The 17,105-nt window shown below is 42.6% G+C and carries 21 protein-coding genes and 1 tRNA gene; 4 read left to right on the top strand and 18 right to left on the bottom strand.

All coding sequences use genetic code 11. The annotated features are described in order from the left end of the window. Positions 1 to 68: 68 nt before the first annotated feature. The 4 genes from FCV43_RS16435 to mutY form a co-directional block, all read right to left on the bottom strand. Positions 69 to 144, bottom strand: a tRNA-Phe gene (locus FCV43_RS16435). A 103-nt stretch (positions 145 to 247) separates the two neighbouring features. Beyond that, entirely contained in the window at positions 248 to 1,381 is a 1,134-nt protein-coding gene (gene mltC / locus FCV43_RS16440) for a membrane-bound lytic murein transglycosylase MltC (RefSeq protein WP_136995793.1), read from the bottom strand. Between the two features lie 83 nt (positions 1,382 to 1,464). After that, positions 1,465 to 1,737, bottom strand: a complete 273-nt coding sequence (locus FCV43_RS16445) for an oxidative damage protection protein (protein ID WP_017052517.1) — start codon at positions 1,735 to 1,737, stop codon at positions 1,465 to 1,467. A gap of 14 nt (positions 1,738 to 1,751) precedes the next feature. Then, positions 1,752 to 2,813, bottom strand: coding sequence for an A/G-specific adenine glycosylase (gene mutY / locus FCV43_RS16450; RefSeq protein ID WP_136995794.1), 1,062 nt, complete (start codon positions 2,811 to 2,813; stop codon positions 1,752 to 1,754). A 165-nt stretch (positions 2,814 to 2,978) separates the two neighbouring features. Between mutY and trmB the strand changes: the two genes are divergently transcribed. Continuing rightward, positions 2,979 to 3,698, top strand: coding sequence for a tRNA (guanosine(46)-N7)-methyltransferase TrmB (trmB, locus tag FCV43_RS16455; protein WP_017054699.1), 720 nt, complete (start codon positions 2,979 to 2,981; stop codon positions 3,696 to 3,698). A 118-nt stretch (positions 3,699 to 3,816) separates the two neighbouring features. Beyond that, positions 3,817 to 4,737, top strand: coding sequence for a glutaminase B (gene glsB / locus FCV43_RS16460; protein WP_136995795.1), 921 nt, complete (start codon positions 3,817 to 3,819; stop codon positions 4,735 to 4,737). A 93-nt stretch (positions 4,738 to 4,830) separates the two neighbouring features. On the opposite strand, the gene hemW is transcribed toward glsB, so the two are convergent. Genes hemW through FCV43_RS16495 form a run of 7 tightly spaced genes read right to left on the bottom strand, consistent with a single transcriptional unit; the run spans position 4,831 to position 9,595 of the window. Then, positions 4,831 to 6,036, bottom strand: coding sequence for a radical SAM family heme chaperone HemW (gene hemW / locus FCV43_RS16465; RefSeq protein WP_136995796.1), 1,206 nt, complete (start codon positions 6,034 to 6,036; stop codon positions 4,831 to 4,833). Then, the gene (locus FCV43_RS16470; RefSeq protein WP_017054696.1) at positions 6,036 to 6,632 is read right to left on the bottom strand and encodes an XTP/dITP diphosphatase; all 597 of its coding nucleotides are present in this window, start codon (positions 6,630 to 6,632) and stop codon (positions 6,036 to 6,038) included. Before FCV43_RS16470 ends, hemW begins: the two co-directional genes overlap by 1 nt. Positions 6,633 to 6,670: 38 nt before the next feature. Beyond that, positions 6,671 to 7,102 carry a DUF4426 domain-containing protein gene (locus FCV43_RS16475; protein WP_136995797.1) on the bottom strand — a complete coding sequence of 144 codons (432 nt, stop codon included), beginning with the start codon at positions 7,100 to 7,102 and terminating at the stop codon, positions 6,671 to 6,673. 49 nt (positions 7,103 to 7,151) lie between these two features. Next, on the bottom strand, positions 7,152 to 7,442 hold the full coding sequence (yggU, locus tag FCV43_RS16480) for a DUF167 family protein YggU (RefSeq protein ID WP_017054694.1): 291 nt from the start codon (positions 7,440 to 7,442) through the stop codon (positions 7,152 to 7,154). Beyond that, positions 7,442 to 7,999: a YggT family protein gene (locus FCV43_RS16485; protein ID WP_113795758.1), complete on the bottom strand. Its 558-nt coding sequence runs from the start codon at positions 7,997 to 7,999 to the stop codon at positions 7,442 to 7,444. Before FCV43_RS16485 ends, yggU begins: the two co-directional genes overlap by 1 nt. Before the next feature lie 43 nt (positions 8,000 to 8,042). Next, positions 8,043 to 8,861, bottom strand: a complete 819-nt coding sequence (gene proC, locus FCV43_RS16490) for a pyrroline-5-carboxylate reductase (RefSeq protein ID WP_136995798.1) — start codon at positions 8,859 to 8,861, stop codon at positions 8,043 to 8,045. A gap of 32 nt (positions 8,862 to 8,893) precedes the next feature. After that, positions 8,894 to 9,595: a YggS family pyridoxal phosphate-dependent enzyme gene (locus tag FCV43_RS16495; protein ID WP_136995799.1), complete on the bottom strand. Its 702-nt coding sequence runs from the start codon at positions 9,593 to 9,595 to the stop codon at positions 8,894 to 8,896. A gap of 24 nt (positions 9,596 to 9,619) precedes the next feature. Here FCV43_RS16495 and FCV43_RS16500 point away from each other — a divergent pair, with 24 nt between their 5' ends. Both FCV43_RS16500 and FCV43_RS16505 read left to right on the top strand, forming a co-directional pair. Beyond that, complete coding sequence (locus FCV43_RS16500; RefSeq protein ID WP_017054690.1) at positions 9,620 to 10,657, top strand: type IV pilus twitching motility protein PilT; 1,038 nt, start codon at positions 9,620 to 9,622, stop codon at positions 10,655 to 10,657. A 44-nt stretch (positions 10,658 to 10,701) separates the two neighbouring features. Further along, positions 10,702 to 11,808, top strand: a complete 1,107-nt coding sequence (locus FCV43_RS16505; protein ID WP_136995800.1) for a PilT/PilU family type 4a pilus ATPase — start codon at positions 10,702 to 10,704, stop codon at positions 11,806 to 11,808. A gap of 111 nt (positions 11,809 to 11,919) precedes the next feature. On the opposite strand, the gene ruvX is transcribed toward FCV43_RS16505, so the two are convergent. The 7 genes from ruvX to FCV43_RS16540 form a co-directional block, all read right to left on the bottom strand. Next, complete coding sequence (gene ruvX, locus FCV43_RS16510) at positions 11,920 to 12,357, bottom strand: Holliday junction resolvase RuvX (RefSeq protein ID WP_113795762.1); 438 nt, start codon at positions 12,355 to 12,357, stop codon at positions 11,920 to 11,922. After that, entirely contained in the window at positions 12,354 to 12,917 is a 564-nt protein-coding gene (locus FCV43_RS16515; RefSeq protein WP_017054687.1) for a YqgE/AlgH family protein, read from the bottom strand. Before FCV43_RS16515 ends, ruvX begins: the two co-directional genes overlap by 4 nt. A 58-nt stretch (positions 12,918 to 12,975) precedes the next feature. Then, positions 12,976 to 13,923 (bottom strand): glutathione synthase, encoded by a 948-nt coding sequence (gene gshB, locus FCV43_RS16520; protein ID WP_017054686.1) that lies wholly within the window; start codon positions 13,921 to 13,923, stop codon positions 12,976 to 12,978. Positions 13,924 to 13,936: 13 nt separating this feature from the next. Then, positions 13,937 to 14,668: a 16S rRNA (uracil(1498)-N(3))-methyltransferase gene (gene rsmE / locus FCV43_RS16525; RefSeq protein WP_017054685.1), complete on the bottom strand. Its 732-nt coding sequence runs from the start codon at positions 14,666 to 14,668 to the stop codon at positions 13,937 to 13,939. A gap of 137 nt (positions 14,669 to 14,805) precedes the next feature. After that, entirely contained in the window at positions 14,806 to 15,504 is a 699-nt protein-coding gene (locus tag FCV43_RS16530) for an endonuclease (RefSeq protein WP_240697184.1), read from the bottom strand. Between the two features lie 133 nt (positions 15,505 to 15,637). Continuing rightward, entirely contained in the window at positions 15,638 to 16,150 is a 513-nt protein-coding gene (locus FCV43_RS16535) for a SprT family zinc-dependent metalloprotease (RefSeq protein WP_017054683.1), read from the bottom strand. A gap of 66 nt (positions 16,151 to 16,216) precedes the next feature. Beyond that, positions 16,217 to 17,014, bottom strand: a complete 798-nt coding sequence (locus FCV43_RS16540; RefSeq protein ID WP_017054682.1) for a DUF2189 domain-containing protein — start codon at positions 17,012 to 17,014, stop codon at positions 16,217 to 16,219. Positions 17,015 to 17,105: the final 91 nt, after the last annotated feature.

Genomic DNA, 17,105 nt, shown 5'->3' on the forward strand with positions numbered 1-17,105 from the left:
CACACTAAATTCTTTGCTTTCTTACTGATGTTTCTTGTTACTGCAATTGACACCAATAATATAAATCATGGTGCCTCGAGGCGGAATCGAACCACCGACACGAGGATTTTCAATCCTCTGCTCTACCGACTGAGCTATCCGGGCAACGGGGCGCTATTAAACTGATTTTCTGCCTTACCGTCAATAACTTTTTTAAAATAAATCGAAATTAGTTGTTGTTCGCTCTCTTTTTAAGCGAGTGTGCTATTTAGGTTCCACCAGAGTTAAATTCTTTCTTGTATTTCGTTACTTTTTCTAAGTACCTGCGTGATTCTTTGTTTGGATGCTTTTTGGTTAACGCCCAGTAAACTTGATTAGGTTGCAGTGAATTGAGATCGTTCATCGCTCGTTTTCTGTTTTTGCTGAACGTATTGAGAACGCCACCGGTTCCACCGTTGTAAGCTGAGATCATGCTGTACTCTAAAGAGATGGGATGATTAACACTCTTAAGGTAACGGTTTTTTAGGATATAAAAATACGCGGTTCCAGTATCAATATTGGTCTCTGGGTTAAATAAATACTCAGGTGAAGGTTGGCCTGATTTATTTTTGACCAGCTTAAATACATCTCTGCCTGCCGTTTTGGGTACCACTTGCATAAGACCATACGCATTAGCCCAGCTAACCGCATAGGGGTTGAAGCTGCTTTCTGTTTTTATAATGGCGTAAATCAAATCTTCTGGAATGTCATATTTTCTAGAGGCGCGACGGACAATATCTGCGTATTTGTAGCTTCTCTTATCTGCGTGATCAGCCACCATTGGGATTTCAACATAGTAAGCTTTTTTGAAATCGACGTTTTTTACTTTGAGGTTATTGGCAATAAGGTAATCAGCATATTTGTTGGCTCGCCATGACCATTGAATAGGTTTTTTTTCTTGATCGACAACCTGCTTATAAAGAAAAGGTTGCCCCTCTAGCTTGATGCTTTTCGATGAAAACAGGTCTACATTAGCGGGATCATCAGGTGTGAGAAGAGTGGTAACAATCGCATTTTTTAGGTGTTGTTTCGGATCGGTAGGCGAAACCGTTTCAACAATAATTTGACCTTTGCTGAAATTAACCTCTGATCGACTGAGGTAATTGTCTATATATTTTACATAGTTACTTTTTCCAGCGATCTTTATCCCTTTACTTCCCCAGCGTTTTTCTATGTTACCTGAGAAGCTGTTGATCAGAGCATCTAGTGCTCCAGTATCTTTCTCAAATTGACCTGGTAATTCAGCAAGGTTGCCTGCAAAACGGTTAGTGGGTTCATAATTGACATCATATAAACCTTCGATGAATTCTCGGCTGCAACCAACAAGTGACATTGAAATAAAGAAATAGACTAGCTTTTTCATACGCTCCTCAAATAAAAATGACACCATGCCATAGCGTGAAAACTAGGCAATGATGTCATTATTCACATCAGATAGAAACTGAATTACTCACTCGGTGGAGTATAACCTTCGATTACGACTTCTTTTCCTTCAAAGAGAAAGTTAACCATTTCAGTTTCAAGAAGTTTTCGATGTTCAGGATCCATCATATTGAGTTTCTTTTCATTAATCAGCATCGTTTGCTTACTCTGCCATTGCGCCCAAGCTTCTTTTGAAATGCTGTCAAAAATGCGTTTACCTAAGTCGCCAGGGTAAAGTTGAAAATCCAACCCGTCAGCTTCTTTGTTTAGTCGAGCACAAAATACAGTGCGGCTCATGGTGACTCCTTAATTTATTGATGGGTATTTAATTCAAAAGGTAGGCTTTCTAATAACTGCTTTACGGGAGCGGCTAAGCCAATTTCTTCAGGTTGAGACAAGTTATACCAGAGACCTTTAGTCCCTTCCATTATCAAATTTGGTTGTTTATCTAATTTTACTAATACAGGCGTGATATCTAAGTGGTAGTGGCTGAACGTATGTCTAAACGCAATCATTGTCTTGACCGAATCGGTTTCATTGTCTTTGATTGAGCGAAGATCTAACTGATGTTCGATCTCCGCGTTTTCATTTTGAGGGAAACAGAACAGTCCTCCCCAGATACCAGTTTGAGGGCGTTGTTCGAGCCATACTTGATTGTCGTGGTATAGAATCACAAACCATGTTTCTTTTATTGGCTTTTCTTTCTTAGGCTTCTTGCCTGGGAAATCGAGCTGTCTATCGAGTTTCTTAGCTTCACACATGCTTTCAATTGGGCACAACGTACATTTAGGCTTGCTACGAGTACAAACTATCGCCCCCATGTCCATCATCGCTTGGTTGTACTTATCAACGTCTTTGCTTGGAGTATGTGCCTCAGCGTATTCCCAAAGCTGGCTCTCGACTCTCTTTTGCCCGGGCCAACCTTCTACTGCGAAGCTTCTCGCCAAGGTGCGCTTGACGTTGCCATCAAGGATCGCATGGGGGAGTTTATGAACCGAAGACAGCACGGCAGCGGCAGTAGATCGTCCAATGCCTGGTAGCGCGTTCATCTCTTCGATAGAAAGCGGAAATTCACCACTATATTGCTCGGCAACAATCTTGGCAGCCTTATGCAAGTTTCGAGCTCGAGCGTAATAGCCCAACCCAGTCCATAAATGCAACACTTCATCTTGTTCAGCATTGGCTAAATCAATGACCGTCGGAAAACGTTCAAGGAAACGCTCATAATAGGGGATAACCGTTGTTACTTGGGTTTGTTGGAGCATGATCTCCGATAGCCAAACGGTGTAAGCGGTTTTATTTTGTTGCCATGGAAGGTTCTTCCTACCGTAGGCGTCATACCATTTCAAAATGGCGTTTGCGAATGGGGTCACGACAAGCTCGATGTTTTACTTTTATTAGGTCTAAAATTGCACCACAATTAACACTGGATGTAAAACAGACAAATTGTATGGGTATTTATCGATAGAAAGACTTGCACCAGAGGCAATTCTTTGGATAATCCCCGCTTTGATTAATCAATGTGCAGGCAAAAACCAATGAGTGAAGTGACCACTAACGAATATACTGAAGATGGCAAACTGGTTCGAAAGATCCGTAGTTTTGTTCGTCGCGAAGGCCGCTTAACAAAAGGCCAAGAGAACGCGATGAATGAATGTTGGCCAACAATGGGTATCGATTACAACCCAGAACTTCTTAACTGGAAAGAAGTATTTGGCAACGATAACCCAGTTGTACTAGAGATTGGCTTCGGTATGGGTGCATCACTGGTTGAAATGGCAAAGAACGCGCCTGAGAAAAACTTCTTGGGTATCGAAGTCCATAGCCCGGGTGTTGGTGCATGTTTAGGTACTGCTCGTGATGCGGGTGTCACCAATTTACGCGTAATGTGTCACGATGCTGTCGAAGTATTTGAACACATGATCCCAGATAGCAGCCTGCATACCCTGCAACTGTTTTTCCCTGACCCATGGCACAAAGCTCGTCACCATAAGCGTCGTATCGTTAAGGCCGAGTTTGCAGAGATGGTTCGCGGTAAGCTGCAACTTGATACTGGTATTTTCCATATGGCGACAGACTGGGAAAATTACGCAGAACACATGATTGAAGTGATGAACGTAGCTCCAGGTTTTGAGAACATCGCGGAAGATGGTGATTACATTCCTCGCCCTGACGAACGTCCTTTAACTAAATTTGAAGCACGCGGTCACAGACTTGGCCACGGTGTTTGGGATATTAAATACAAGCGCGTAAAGTAGCGCCATCGAGTCATCAATACTCGGGCTTGTAGTCCAGAATTAGAAAGCCAACATGGTTGAATATGTTGGCTTTTTTGCCCTTTGAACTCTACAAATTAATAAAAATAATAGGTCGAAGATGAAGCCGACAGAACAATTGTTGACGGATATTCTAGAAGAAGTTCGTCCATTGATTGGCAAAGGGAAAGTTGCTGATTATATTCCTGCTCTTGCAAAAGTATCGAACCAGAAACTGGCAATGGCGGTCTATACCAATGATGGTGAAGTGATTAAGTCTGGTGATGCTGATGAAGCTTTTTCGATTCAATCTATTTCGAAAGCACTTAGCTTAACGCTGGCGATGGTGCTTTATAAGCCAGAAGAGATCTGGGATCGTGTTGGAAAGGAGCCTTCTGGTCAGGCGTTCAATTCGATGATCCAGCTTGAGATGGAGCAAGGTATTCCTCGTAACCCATTTATTAATGCAGGTGCTATCGTGGTGGCAGACTTGCTCAGCAGTCGCCTATCTGCTCCGAGACAACGTTTATTAGAGTTTGCACGTCAACTGTCAGGTGATACTCATATTGTCTATGACAAGGTCGTAGCGGCTTCAGAAATGATGCATAGCGATAGAAATGCAGCCATCGCTTACTTAATGCGTGCTTTTGGTAATTTTGATAATGACGTCATTCCTGTGTTGAATAACTATTTTCATGCTTGTGCGCTCAAAATGAGTTGTGTGGATTTGGCCAAAACCTTCAGTTATCTAGCCAATAAAGGTGTTTCGGTACAAACAGGCAAACAGATTGTTACGCCAACGCAGACCAAACAGTTAAATGCGCTTTTAGCCACCTGTGGGCTTTATGATGGCGCAGGGGAGTTTGCATATCGAGTTGGTATGCCAGGGAAGTCAGGTGTTGGTGGGGGAATTATTGCGATCGTTCCAGGAGAGATGACCATTGCTGTCTGGTCTCCAGAGCTCGATCTGTCAGGAAACTCTTTGGCTGGCACTCAAGCATTAGAGCTATTTTCTGAAAAAATTGGGCGTTCGATTTTTTAATGTTAGTAGAGATGTTCCCTAGCAAAACCAAAAGAGAACAAGGTACTTATTTCATTTAGAAAGAGTACCTTGAATCAAATCGTCTCTTAATACTTACTCTTCTGCCATAAAAGCTTCTAGAAGGTCGTTAAGGAATAATTTGCCTTTTTCAGTGATCTGCCAATGAGTCTCTGATTGGTTCAAATACTCTTTATCAAGCGCCCAATCAATGGTTGATTGAATGGTGGCGAAACTTAGTCCTGTTGTATCAATGAAATCTTGTTTAGGGCAAGCTTCGAGCAACCTAAAGCGGTTCATGAAAAATTCAAATGGTCGATCTTCCTTGGGTACTTCAAATTCGTCTGATAGATATGGCTTTACCATGTTCTGATAAGCGGCTAAGTAGCCTCTAGGGTGCTTAACTTTGGTGGTACGAGTAATGCGCCCATCTGCAAAACTCAGTTTACCATGAGAGCCACAGCCAATACCTAGGTAGTCACCAAAGCGCCAATAGTTGAGGTTATGTTGACACTGGTATCCCGGTTTGCTGTAGCCGGAGATCTCATATTGCACATAGCCCGCATCATTGAGTTTTTGATGTCCACGTTCGAAGATATCCCACAAATCATCATCATCCGGTAGAGTCGGTGGCTTAAAGTGGAACATCGTATTCGGTTCAATGGTGAGTTGATACCAAGATAAATGCGGCGGATTAAGTTCTATGGCTTTGTCGAGATCTAGGAGCGCTTGCTCAATAGTTTGATTGGGTAAACCGTGCATCAAATCGAGATTAAAGCTCTTCAAACCAATCTTATGTGCTAGATGAGCGGCATTGATTGCTTCATCTTTTCCGTGAATTCGACCTAAACGTTCTAGTTTCTCTTGCTCAAAGCTCTGTACCCCAATGGAGATGCGCGTAACGCCTGCTTTCTCATAACCAGCAAATCGATCTGCTTCAATAGTCCCCGGGTTGGCTTCCATTGTAATTTCAATATCAGATTTAAAGGTAATGCGCTGTTCTATGCCTTGTAACAAGCGCTGAATCTCTTCTGGCGATATGAGACTTGGAGTCCCTCCGCCAATAAAAATGGAGTGCAGAGGGCGTGGGTTGTCGTTGAGTTGATAGCGGTTGATGTCGGTATCGAGATCTTCTAGCAACGCATCAATGTATTCACGTTCAGGAATTTTTGATTTCAATGCATGCGAATTAAAGTCACAGTAAGGGCATTTTTGAACGCACCATGGGATGTGAACATAAAGACTTAATGCTGGTGGAATCAAAACCGCCGAATTGGAATCTATTGCCGCTGGGTTGGTCATTATTGATTTTTCTCTAATGCTGAGAATAAAGTTTTCAATGCTTTACCACGATGCGAAAGTTGCTTCTTACGTGTTGATTCTAGCTCGGCAGATGCGCATTGATCTTCTGGTACCCAGAAAATAGGGTCATAACCAAAGCCATTTTCACCGTGAGCTTCTTCAAGAATACTTCCTTCCCATTTGCCGTGACAAACAATCGGGGTTGGATCGTTTTCATGGCGCATCAGAACGAGTACACAGTGAAAGCGTGCGCTACGTTGCTCAGTTGGAACGCCTTTCATCTCATTAAGTAGCTTTTCAAGGTTCTGTTGATCCGTTGCGTTCTCGCCAGCAAAACGAGCTGAATAGATGCCTGGCGCACCTTTCAAGAAATCGACCTCTAAACCTGAGTCATCAGCAATCGCAGGTAGGCCCGTTGCCTTTGCTGCATGGCGAGCTTTGATGATGGCATTCTCAATAAATGTCGTGCCAGTTTCTTCGGCTTCTGAAACGTTGAATTCGCTTTGTGAGAAAACCTCAAAGCCAAATTCAGACAGAAGATCTGCCATTTCACGTACCTTGCCTTGATTTCCAGTCGCTAATACTAATTTTTTCATAATGTTTTTCGTCTGTGTATTCGATAAAAATTGAAGGTTTACTCTTCAACGTAAAATTTTTGGCTGAAACGTAAAGGGCCAGAACCCACGTTTCCAGCGTCAATATCAATCGTAAAGGTTAGATTATCTTCATGAGATATCGGAAACTCTGCAAGGTAATAAATAGCGTTACCCTCTTTGATTTCTTTAAATGATAGCGTCTTGATTTGCCCGATTAGGTTTTTGACCGAACCGCTCACTTTTGCCTGAGTCGCTGGCTTGCCAAGGGATGATTTGTCGAGCACGCTAATGTTTAAGATTGCAGAGTATCCATTACGCTTTAGCTCATAACTGCGAGCTACTTTTGGCGTTAAAAATGTCGAGTTGAATGCGACATAATGCACTTCCGCATCTTTAATGTTTTTGAATTGCCCAGCCCAACTTGGAAAGGCGAGTAGGCTTAAAAGGGCTACCGTGATCCATTTGCTCATGATGTTCTCCTTACTCATTATTTGCTCTGAATAAAATGATAAAAAGCCATCATAGGATGGCTTGAATATCAGTAGGTATTTGGCTTGGTTCGCATATTCGTATCTGCTTGTGCCGTCCTAACTCGCCTTTCTCTATGACAACTAAGCCTTTGGCTACTTTGAATTGCTTTGCAAGATATTTTGTCAGGTGGGCGTTGGCTTTACCATCCACAGGCGGAGCGGTGATCGCTATCTTTAGCTCCTCGCCATGTAACCCAACAATTTTATCTCTACTTGCTTTAGGCTGGATATAGAGCCGTAGCAAAATATCCTGCCCATCTTTCCAAGCCGCTAATGACATTATAGTTGGAACCAGACAGGGCCGATAATGTCGCCCATTAAGAAGTTAGCAAACTGAAGGCCAATAAATAGCACAAGCACGCTAAGATCAAATCCACCCATAGCCGGTAAAATACGGCGAATTGGCGCTAGCATTGGTTCTGTTAATTGATGGAATACATACTCTATTGGGCTACGACCTTGGCTTACCCAGCTTAATATTGCGCGGATAAGTAGAACCCAGAAAATCAGACCACCTGCCGCTTTCAATAGTGATAATAAACCTAAGAATAGAAAGTCGAGACTAAAACTAAACGCACCGTTAGACGCGATTAATACGAGTGCGACAAACTTAATTACACACAATACATAAGCAAAGATGACTGTAGCTAAATCAAGGCTACCAATAGATGGAATAACGCGTCTTAATGGAGCAACGATCGGTTGAGTCGCTTTCACGATAAATTGCGAAAATGGGTTATAGAAATCCGCCCGCGATGCTTGTAACCAAATACGTAAAATCACCACCATGATGTATAAATCAAAAACGGTTGATATTAGAAAACTCATTGAATTCATAAATAGCCCTTAAAACAGATAACTCGTAAAGATACGAGATTGATTAAAACAGTTTTTCCATCTCTTCAGCTCTAGATACTGCGGCTTGCATTGCTTTGGCGACCGTATCTGAAAGTTGATGTTCGTTAAATGTACGTAGTGCCTCGGCCGTGGTTCCGCCTTTTGATGTCACTTGTTCTCTTAGTGTAGAGAGTTCCGTTTCAGGATTCGCGACAACCATTTCAGCGGCACCTAAAGCCGACTGTTGGACTAAGAGTCTGGCGGTTTCTTTATCAAACCCTTGCTCAATCGCTTCAGCTTGCATTGCTTCCATAAAGAGGAAGAAATAGGCGGGAGCACTGCCAGCAGCGGCAATGATATTGTTGATACCTGATTCCTGCTCTACCCAGCATACCTCACCAACGGCACTCATTAGATCTGAAGCAAACATTTTATTTGATTCATCCACGTTGTTAGAGGCATATAAACCACTCATGCCTTTGCCGAGCAGTGATGGTGTATTTGGCATCACTCGTACAAGGTTTAGTTCCGTTGCAAGCATCTCATTGAGTCTTGTCGCTGAAATACCAGCAGCGATAGAAATCACCAGTTTATTACCATAATTGATCGGTTGAAGTGGTTTGCATACTTCTTCCATCATCTGTGGTTTTACTGATAATACGACAACATCAGCTTGAGAGGCGGCTGCAAAGTTGTCGTCTGTGGTTAGGATTTTGTAATCTTGCTCTAGCGGTTTTCGTCTGGTTTCAGACGGTGCTGTCGCGGTAATATGATCGGCAGGGTAGCCACTTGCTACTAATCCAGCAATGATTGAGCGAGCCATATTACCAGCTCCGATAAATGCAATTTTCTTATGATCCATCTATTAAAATCCTAATGTTATATCGTGCAAGCTTAGCGGTAGTCACGAGCGCCAAATAATGCGGTGCCAATTCTTACCATTGTGCTGCCTGCTTCAATGGCGGCGTCCATATCTCCGCTCATACCCATAGAGAGTGTATCTAAGCCGGAATACTGCTCTGCCAACTTATCGTTAATTTGTGTGAGTTGATTAAATGCAGCCAGTTGAGATTGGTGATCGGTCACATTGGCAGGAATTGACATCAACCCTCTTAACGTGAGGTTTGGCAAAGAAGAAATCAACTCCGCGATCTCAAATATTTCTTGCTCTGATGCGCCTGATTTAGATGCTTCACCACTGGTGTTCACTTGAATTAGCACTTGCAGTGGTGGTAAATCTTCTGGGCGCTGATCGCTCAACCTCTGGGCTATTTTTGCGCGAGATACGGTGTGAACCCAGTGAAAGTTTTCTGCAATTGGTTTGGTTTTATTGGACTGGATTGGACCAATAAAGTGCCATTCAAAATTTAAATTAGAATGTTGTTCGGAAAAATGTTTTACTTTATCAACACCTTCTTGCACATAGTTTTCACCAAACCGGACTTGTCCCGCTTGCGCAGCCTCGAGGATTGCCTCTAATGGTTTAGTCTTACTTACGGCTAAAAGTTGCACAGACTCTGGAGCTCGTCCACACTTTTGCTCACAGCTTCGAATCTGTGAGGTGATATGTTTAATGTTTTGTTGAATACTATTCATAGTCGACTTTACTAAGGAAAATAAATGGATATCTCTGAATTACTGGATTTTAGTGTAAAGCATAACGCATCAGATCTACATCTTTCTGCAGGTGTTCCTCCTATGGTACGTATAGATGGCGAAGTAAGAAAGCTTGGAGTGCCAGCTTTTAGCCATGCAGATGTACATCGTTTGGTTTTTGAGATCATGAACGATGCTCAACGTAGCGAATATGAAGAAAAGCTGGAGGTCGATTTCTCATTTGAACTTCCTCAAGTTGGACGTTTTCGTGTGAATGCTTTCAATCAAGCACGCGGCTGCGCAGCTGTATTTCGTACTATTCCAGTGGAGATCCCAACATTAGAGCAGTTGGATGCACCGGAAATATTTGAAAAAATAGCTAATTATGAGAAAGGTTTAGTTTTGGTTACTGGGCCTACTGGTTCTGGTAAATCGACAACCTTGGCGGCCATGGTCGATTATGTGAATCGTCATCATAATAAGCACATATTAACCATTGAAGATCCGATTGAGTTTGTTCACACCAATAACAAAAGCTTAGTGAACCAGCGTGAGGTCCACCGTGATACCCACAGTTTTAAAAATGCCTTACGTTCAGCTTTGCGTGAAGACCCTGATGTGATCTTAGTGGGGGAGTTGCGAGACCAAGAGACGATTAGCTTAGCGTTAACCGCAGCCGAAACAGGACACTTAGTTTTTGGTACGTTGCACACCAGCTCTGCGGCGAAAACCATTGACCGTATTATTGATGTCTTCCCAGGCAGTGATAAAGATATGGTTCGTTCAATGATGTCCGAGTCATTACGTGCGGTTATTGCGCAAAAACTGTTAAAACGCATTGGTGGTGGGCGAGTTGCGTGCCATGAAATTATGATGGCAACCCCTGCAATTCGTAACTTGATCCGTGAAGATAAAGTTGCGCAAATGTACTCTATCATTCAAACCGGCGCCGCTCATGGCATGCAAACCATGGAGCAAAATTCGAAACAGCTCATTGCTCAAGGTTTGGTTGAGTTAGAAGAAGTGCAGAAAAAAATTGAAATAGAAACCTCACTGTTTTAAATAATTGACCTCCCCATTTAGCGTTAGAAGAGACGAGTATAATCATGGAATTAAATCAAATCCTCGCGGGGATGAATGAAGAAAAAGCATCGGATCTTTATATTACTGTCGGTGCTCCTATTCTCTTTCGTATTGATGGGGAGCTAAGACCACAAGGTGAAAAGCTATCAGAAGATCAGGTAACAAGCTTACTTGATGCGATGATGGATGCCGATCGTCAGAATGAGTTTCGCCAATCCCGTGAATCAAATTTTGCGATTATGAGAGATTTTGGGCGTTTTCGTGTGAGTGCTTTTTTCCAGCGAGAACTGCCAGGCGCGGTGATTCGCCGTATTGAAACGGTGATCCCGACGTTTGAGCAATTGAAATTGCCCGTGGTATTACAAGACCTTGCGATTGCAAAACGTGGATTAGTGCTGGTGGTTGGTGCGACTGGTTCGGGTAAATCGACATCAATGGCCGCGATGACAGGCTATCGCAATAGCAATCGGTCGGGTCATATTTTGACGGTAGAAGATCCGATTGAATTCGTGCATGAACATCAGCGTTGTATTGTGACCCAGCGTGAAGTCGGTTTAGACACGGATAGCTATGAAGTGGCGTTGAAAAACTCACTGCGTCAGGCTCCAGATATGATCCTAATTGGTGAAATTCGTAACCGAGAAACCATGGAATACGCGATGACGTTTGCTGAAACCGGGCATCTTTGTATGGCGACTCTGCACGCGAATAACGCTAACCAAGCCTTAGAACGCATTTTGCACTTAATACCGAAAGAGCAAAAAGAGCAGTTCCTATTCGATCTTTCTATGAACTTAAAAGGCATTGTGGCTCAGCAATTGATTCGTGATAAAAACGGAAAAGGTCGTCATGGGGTATTTGAGATCTTGCTTAATAGTCCAAGGATCTCAGATTTGATCCGTCGAGGTGAGCTACATGAGTTAAAAGCGACAATGGCGAAATCACAAGAGATCGGAATGCAGACTTTTGATCAATCACTTTATAAGTTGGTCGTGGAAGGTAAGATCAATGAAGAAGATGCACTTCATAGCGCTGATTCAGCGAACGACCTACGTTTAATGCTGAAAACACAGTCCAAAACAGATTCTGACAGTGGCAGCTTAAGTGGCATAAAAATCGAAATGGATTAATGGTTAAGGCCGGGGATTTGCTGTAGTCATTGAATTCAATTAAATAAGTTCTAGTGGGGAAATCCGCTAGAACTTATTTTTTATTGATGAGTTTTATCCAAAGAGTGAGGGTTACTCACCCCATTGAGCTTCAAACCAACTCTCTAGAATAACAACCGCAGATTGGCAGTCGATATTGCCTTTGCTTAACGCTTTGTATCCACCCATCTCAAATAGTTCTTCACGAGCTGTCGTGGTTGAAAGTCGTTCATCATGCAGTTCGACTGTATAACCGAACCTGCCATGAATTCGATTGGCAAATTTCTTCGCTCTAGCGGTGATCACTTCGAGGTCTTTGCCATTTAAATCAGTCGGAAGCCCGACCACGATAAGATCTGGTTGCCACTCTTTCAGCATTTTTTCGATATCATCCCAGTTAGGGATACCATCTTTAGCTTTAAAGGCTTTTAATGGGTTTGCGGTGCCTGTAATTTCTTGTCCAATGGCACTACCAATGCTTTTTGTGCCGTAATCGAAAGCGATAATTGAACGTGATTTTGTGTTGCTCATGCGTGTCCTGCTTGGGATGACAGTTGAGCAGCATCAATGCCGAGCATTTGCACTGCTTTTTGCCATCGTTCGTTAATAGGTGTTTCAAAAATGACGCTTGGATCGGCTTCAATAGTTAGCCATGAATTATCCGCAAGTTCGACTTCTAATTGACCCGGTTCCCAACCTGAGTAGCCCAAAGCAACTAAGTAGTTATTTGGCTCAGCTTCGGTTCCCAATACATTAAGAATGTCTTTAGAAGTTGTGACCGAGATTTTCTCCGTCATTTGAATGCTTGATTCATAGCTATCTTTGGGTTCGTGTAAAATAAACCCGCGATCTTCAGATACTGGCCCACCATTAAGTACTGGTTTCTCTAAACTCTCTACGTTTAATTGTGGGTGGATGTTATCCACATCAACTTGTTTCAACATTTTCCCTACAGTGACATCGATAGGAGCATTAATGATTAACCCCATTGCTCCCTCTTCATTATGTTCGCACAAGTAGATCACCGTACGTTTAAAGTAGGGGTCTTGCATTCCGGGCATTGCCACAAGAAAGTGATTGGTTAGGTCCATAACGATTCCTGTATCAAAGGGAAGAGAGTTAGGCAGTATATGTACTGCCTAAATTGAGTTATGCGTTAATTCGGCGTTCAATGGCATCCATTAATTTACCTGTAATTGAGATATCAAAAGCGGCTTCGATCTCTTTAATACAAGTAGGACTTGTGACATTAATTTCAGTCAATTTATCGCCAATAACATCTAAGCCAACAAAAATTAAGCCTTTCTCTTTTAACGTTGGAGCGACTGCTTGTGCAATCTTAAGGTCGGTTTCACTCAGTGGGCGTGCTTCACCTCTACCGCCTGCTGCTAAATTCCCACGAGTTTCCCCTTTAGCTGGAATTCTTGCTAAGCAGTATGGCATAGGCTCACCATCGACGACTAAAATACGCTTATCACCGTTGCTGATATCAGGAACAAAGGTTTGCGCCATGCAGTAGTTTTGTCCATGGTTCGTCAGTGTTTCAATGATCACTGATACGTTTGGATCGCCCGCTTTTACACGGAAAATGGACGCACCACCCATTCCATCTAGCGGTTTAAGGATCACATCGCCGTGCTCTTCTCTAAATGCTTTAATCTTCTCTGCTTTACGCGTCACTATGGTGGTCGGCGTTAGTTCAGGGAACCATGCGGTGAACAACTTCTCATTACAATCACGTAGGCTTTGTGGTTTGTTGACAATGAGAGCACCATTTTCTTCAGCACGTTCAAGAATGTAAGTCGCGTAAATGTATTCAGTATCAAAAGGAGGATCTTTACGCATTAGCACGGCATCAAGATCAGATAAAGCGATGGTTTGCTCTGACTTAAATTCGTACCAATCGTTTGGATCTTCTTTTAGCTCAACGACTTTTGTATCAGCAATGGCGACGCCTTGATCTAAGTGTAGATCATCCATCTCCATATAGTGAATTTCATAGCCGCGACGCTGTGCTTCAAGCATCATGGCAAAGCTAGAGTCTTTTTTGATATTAATGGATGAAATAGGATCCATTACGATGCCAAGTTTGATCATTGTTATTCTCCAGTTAGCCTAGATCGCCGAAACGAACTTGTAAGGCTGTGATAGCGGTAAGCGCGGCAGTTTCGGTACGAAGTACTCGTGGGCCAAGCAAAGTTTCTTCAAATTTGTATTGTTCTGTCATGCTGATCTCTTCAGCTGATAAGCCGCCTTCTGGGCCGATAAGCAGACGAACTTTCTCTACAGGTTCAGGAAGTGTATTGATTGAATATTTTGCTCTAGGATGAAGGTTTAACTTTAGAGCATCGCTATTTTCAGCACACCAAGCTTCAAGTTGCATGATTGGGCGGATCGTTGGAACGATATTTCGTCCCGATTGCTCGCAAGCTGCGATAGCTATTTTCTGCCATTGAGCCAGTTTCTTCTCAAATCGTTTCGTGTCAAGTTTTACGCCACAACGTTCCGAGATCAGTGGAGTAATGGTATTAACACCAAGTTCAACCGACTTTTGAATGGTGAATTCCATTTTATCACCACGTGATACCACTTGACCTAAATGTAGGTTGAGAGGGGATTCTGAGCTGCGTTCAACACGGCTAGTGACTTCTACATCAACATGTTTTTTGCTTACTTGAGTGATAACTGCAGGAAATTCAGCGTTACTTCCATCAAATAAAAGTACCTCTTGGCCTTCCTTCATTCGTAATACGCGGCCAATATGACCCGCGGCATCTTCACAAAGTGCAATTGTGCCTAGCCCATGGATGAGTTCTGGGTGATAAATTCGAGGGACTCTCATTATGATAAACCTATAGATGCTTTATTTTTGGATACAATATCTCAGCCTAACATGGATGCTAGTCAGTGAAAAAACAAGTATCTCTTTATAATTTAGAATGAGTTCTTATGGCTTTACACCATAAGAACGAGGTGAATTTATTGACAAGCTTGGACAACAAAAGGATTGTGATTTTTTTGGATTTTAGAGATGCGCTTATCTCGTTCACATTCCCATTCATCTGGCGGGAAACTCTTATTCCACGCTGTCATCAATTGAGTTTGTTGCTTTGACAGCTTAAAGCCATACTCTTGACTCATGTATAAGTAAGTACGAGCTATTGATCCTTTTGCTCTGTCAGGCGGCATCACTTTACGCTGCTTAAAGTTAACCTGCATTTCACATTGCCCATAACTTACGCCATTAAGGCCATTCCACTGGCTAAAGTTATAGTTAGAACGATCACCGTTCACTTCACCAATAGCTGGGGTAAGGTTGTGAAGATCTGCTTCCATTGATTTGAATGTCTTGTCATTTTTGGTGCAATTCTTTCGTCCACCAGTTTGCCAACACTGGCGCTGGTGGCCAAACTGCCATGCTGGAACGACATGCTCCCACTCGATTCGGCTGGCTCTTTTTTGTTGCTTACGAACTTGGTATCCGCATGCCTTTAAATCAGGGACCCCTTTCTTTTTATTTTTCCAAGTAATATCGCATCCACAGTAGAAGCTAGTTGGATGATCTAAATAGATCTTAACCGCTTCTCTTTTGGCTTTTGAAAATGAAGAAGGAGGGGCCGATAGAGCGATGGAAGGGATTAGCCCTACAGCTGCGATCATTAATACAAGAGTTTTCATAATAAAAGACTGGTAAAAGTATGATAAATACCAGTCTACCACTCAAATGATAAAAGTCTCTATTACATAATTCTCATTAGGGTCCATGCAGAGAAGATATGGACCTCAGATAAATAACGATATTTTTGTCGCATTAACTGAGCTGTTTACCGCTATAGGTGAGCGTCTGTTTACACTGCTGACAACGGTATGTTGCTTGGTTTCGAATGACTTTATTGTGTCGGCGTATCGTTAAAGGGTAACTGGAACAGCCGCATTGATATTCGAAAGTCTTGCCTTGCACAGAGGTGACAGTAAAAGAGTGAGTTGTGTTGGCGGGGATATTAAATACGGAATTCATCACGCCTTGCCACTCTTTCCCGTGCGGGCGAACTCGACCATACACTTGATAGGTGATGAGGTGGGCGACTTCGTGGGGAATCACTTCATCTAGGAACGCTTGTTGGTTCTCTTTGAAAAGAATCGGGTTAATACGAATTTCATTAAGTTGAAGGTAGGCTTTTCCTGCGGCTTTTCCTCTTAATTGAAAGCTTATTTTTGGCATAGTAAAAGGTTGCTGGAAGGCTTTGCTCGCAATGCTAATACACTCGGCTAATTTTTTCGTTGCTGAGTAAGTGAGTTCGTTGTGTTGCAAAATATTCCCCATAAAAAAAGGCCTTAGCGCCGAAGCTAAGGCCAAATACTATCATCTTTGGGGTTTAATACTGGAGACCTATAGATGATGTTTTTTCTTAATTGTCGCGTGATAGGCATGCCATGTTCCATATCCTAAAATAGGCATAGTAAATAGCATTCCAAAACCGTAGGTGGCAAAACCGATAAGGATGCCCCCACAAATAATCGCAGCCCATACGATCATCGCTGGTATATTGGATTTGACCGCATTGAAGCTAGAGAAAATGGCACTCATCATATCCACTCGGCGTTCCATCATTAGCGGGATAGAAAACGCAGAGATACTGAAAACGACACTGGCGAGTACAAAGCCAACTGCAGATCCAATAATGAGGAAAGGAGCAAACTCAGCAATTGGCGCACCTTGAACTGAAGGGTATAGCGCATAAAGTAGTGCGGCGATACGCATCCAGAAAATCATGGCAACGGCGAGTAATATTGCAAATGCCCATTGAGCGGTTGAATTTCGACGGATGGCTTTCATGGAGTGAAATAGACTTGCATCGTGCCCTTTTTCTCGCTCCCAACTGGCATCATAAAGCCCAAGAGCTAAGAATGGCCCAATGAGCATATAGACAACTAAACTCGGCATCACCACAAGATGGGTCCCTTGCCATTGTACTAATTGAACAATCGCAATCGCGGCAGCCATAAAACATAAGCCGTAAAACGCGCTAATGATGGGCATTCGAATAAAGTCATGCAAGCCAAGAGATAACCAATGAAAGGGGGCGGAAACACTGAGTTGGTTACATGGAATGGTACGAGCATATTCGCTGTTCTTGACGTGATGCTTTTTATTTTCAAAGTCTGAGTTATGTACTGTTCGAGGCATAAATCCTCCCTGATTTAAGACGAATCTTAGTTAATTGAATCAATGACTATGATTTTTTAAGCGTCTATTTTTCAGCTAACGTCTAATAAAC

This window comes from Vibrio genomosp. F6, assembly GCF_005146325.1.
GTDB classification, from domain to species: domain Bacteria; phylum Pseudomonadota; class Gammaproteobacteria; order Enterobacterales; family Vibrionaceae; genus Vibrio; species Vibrio cortegadensis.